Origin of the sequence: Psychroserpens sp. (genome assembly GCF_045105015.1) — a bacterium.
Lineage (GTDB): Bacteria > Bacteroidota > Bacteroidia > Flavobacteriales > Flavobacteriaceae > Psychroserpens.
The window spans coordinates 1-2,686 of the sequence record NZ_JBGCCX010000130.1 but is presented as its reverse complement, the minus strand read 5'-3'; the positions used below and the strand labels follow the sequence as shown (position 1 = coordinate 2,686).

Here is a 2,686-nt window from a genome sequence, read left to right as displayed (position 1 = left end):
ACTCAATTACTGAATACATATTTTTAGAAATATACTCAAACAAAACAAACTTAATTTTTTTAGTTGTATGGAAATAGATAGTAAAGTTATAGAGGAGGGTTTTGTTGGTCAAAAAATGGTAGCACTACCAGAATCAATTATCAATATTTCAAAAGAAAACCAAATAACAAGAAACTTTTATGTTAGTGACCTAGGTTATTATCCAAGTGCACATCACCATTATCGCCTAAGAAAACAAGGTGCTAAACAACATATATTCATCTATTGTACAAAAGGTAAGGGAGAAATACATCTTAACAATGTAAGGACAGAAATAAATCCTAATCAGTTTTATATAATTCCAAAAAACAGTAATCATGAATATAAAGCTGATATTGATGATCCATGGAGTATATACTGGTTTCATTTTAATGGTGTATTAGCTGATAAACTATATAAAAGGTATGAAAGCACCCAAACTGCCAATTACAAGAATATTCCATTTTCAAAAGAAAGAATAAATTCATTTGAAAAAATATTAGCACTATTTAATAGCAACTATTTAGAGAATCATCTTGAATATGCTAACTTATTAACTTTGAATTTTATTAGCTACTTTATATATCATGATTTTGAATCTAATATAAAAGGTAATACAGATAATACAACAGTAAATTCAATAATAACCTTTTTGGGTAATAATTTAGATAAAAAACTAACTCTTGATGTTATCGCTTCTAAATTTAATTACTCAAAATCATATCTTCATACCATCTTTAAGGCCAAAACAGGTTATCCTTTATTAGTGTTTTTTAATTTAAAAAAAATACAAAAAGCATGTGAATTACTGAATTATACTGATATGAGTATTAAAGAAATTAGCTTTGAGGTTGGTTTTGAAGATCCATTATATTTTTCTAGAATTTTTAAGAATTTTATGGGAAAATCACCTCGAAATTACAAGCAAAGCCTGCACAAGTAAAGGACTTTATTCCTTAATGATTCTGATTTTATTTCAGAAATTGTTATTTCCATTTTTATTGAATATTCGTCCTATATCTAAGCCAAGAGATTCAGCAACCGCTAATGGACTTGGTGTTGGCGGTATTAATTTATGGCAACGGTTAATCCAGCTGTCAATGATAGCCCTATATATAAAACAGGGTGTTTACTCTTAACAGAAAGCGATTCTACAACTGCTGTAGTAAATTTAAGTTACATCAACAAAAACAGTAATAGAAACTACGTATTCTGTAAACCCCATTGCCCAAGCAACTTTTTTTATCTAAACATATTATAATACGATTTACAATTGGAAAAGCAGCACCTTTTTCTTGAAGTACTTCACCAATAAAAGCCCCAAGAACAATAATTATAGTAATACCTCGTAATGTTCTACTAAACCCTAAAAGTACTTGAACATTTTTCTCTACTCCCATTCCCAAGGCTATGGCTAATGCTAGCACAATAAGAACCAAAGCTATAAAAGGATATACTTTCAATTTTGATATGGAAAAAATTAAGAGTAAAAGAAAAAACAAAAATATAAGAAGACTAAATACTGTAAGCTATTGGTTATCCTCTAACACTATCCACAATATTTTTACAAGCATCAAAGTAAATACCCACATCTACTGCATAAGATATATATTTAACACCCAAGTCTATCCATTGTTTAGCAGACTCAGGACTTTCAACAAAGGTGCCAACAACTTTACCAAGAGACGATGCTTTCTCCACTATTTCCTTCATTTGAGAAATCACTTTGGGATGATTTACTTGCCCTGGCACACCGCATGATTGAGACATATCGTATGGACCAATGAAAATCACATCAATTCCATCAACGGTTAAAATTTCATCAATGTTATTGAAGGCTATATTTCCTTCTATATGAATAATAGTTCCTGTCATTTTATTCGCATTACCAAAATAATTCTCTTTAGGCATTGACGCATAGTCGGCAGCTCTTACATACCTGCACATGCCTCGTGATCCTTCAGGAAAGAATTTTGCTGCTTTTACTACACGCTCAGCATCTGCAGCTGTTTCTATTTGTGGTACTTGTACATAGTCTGCACCAATATCTAAAGCTTTAGATATCATGTTTTCATTGATTTCTGGCACACGAATTACTGGTGAAATACCCTTAGCTTGTGCTGCGCGAACATGATTTTGAGCCGTTTCAATAGTATTTGGTCCATGCTCTAAATCTATTATTACAAAGTCGAAACCTGCAAATGCTGCAACTTCAACTAACGCAGGATCACTTACTTTAATAAACGGTCCCACTACAAATTTTTTATTTTCGAATAAACTCATTACACTTTTTTATTAAAATTCACTTATCCACTTTTAGCAGGCTTCTCTTTTATCTTCTAGGTATACTTTTCTTAACGATTTTTTTTGCGTCATCAACTCTATCTTTATAGCTTAACTAAGCTGGGTTTTGTGGAAGTAAAACAATAAGAAAAACCACAAAACAGCAGGAATTATCTCTATAACTAGCATCCAGCTTCAGTCGGTTTTAGCTAAATGTATAAAAATTAATCTTAATTATAGGACACCTAATAGGACACCTTGATAAATGCCTTTATATGGTGTCAAATGAAATTAATAAAAATTTAAATCACTAATAATCAATTAATTAACCGTAACACTACGTCATTTGACATGTATATTGTCGGGATGACAGGATTTGAACCTG

Annotated in this window: 3 protein-coding genes; 1 reads left to right on the top strand and 2 read right to left on the bottom strand. The window is 30.9% G+C overall.

Annotated elements, in window-relative coordinates; all coding sequences use genetic code 11:
• Positions 1-67: 67 nt before the first annotated feature.
• Positions 68-961, top strand: a complete 894-nt coding sequence (locus AB8B90_RS09690; RefSeq protein ID WP_405336298.1) for an AraC family transcriptional regulator — start codon at positions 68-70, stop codon at positions 959-961.
• 238 nt (positions 962-1,199) lie between these two features.
• On the opposite strand, the gene AB8B90_RS09685 is transcribed toward AB8B90_RS09690, so the two are convergent.
• Together AB8B90_RS09685 and AB8B90_RS09680 are read right to left on the bottom strand one after the other, a co-directional pair.
• Entirely contained in the window at positions 1,200-1,520 is a 321-nt protein-coding gene (locus AB8B90_RS09685; RefSeq protein WP_405336295.1) for a hypothetical protein, read from the bottom strand.
• Positions 1,521-1,554: 34 nt separating this feature from the next.
• Positions 1,555-2,301 (bottom strand): HpcH/HpaI aldolase/citrate lyase family protein, encoded by a 747-nt coding sequence (locus AB8B90_RS09680; RefSeq protein WP_405336293.1) that lies wholly within the window; start codon positions 2,299-2,301, stop codon positions 1,555-1,557.
• Between the last annotated feature and the right edge of the window lie 385 nt (positions 2,302-2,686).

Excerpts from the sequence above, each read along its gene's own strand:
- AB8B90_RS09690 (WP_405336298.1), top strand. The coding sequence starts at position 68 with ATGGAAATAGATAGTAAAGTTATAGAGGAGGGTTTTGTTGGTCAAAAA.
- AB8B90_RS09680 (WP_405336293.1), bottom strand. The coding sequence starts at position 2,301 with ATGAGTTTATTCGAAAATAAAAAATTTGTAGTGGGACCGTTTATTAAA.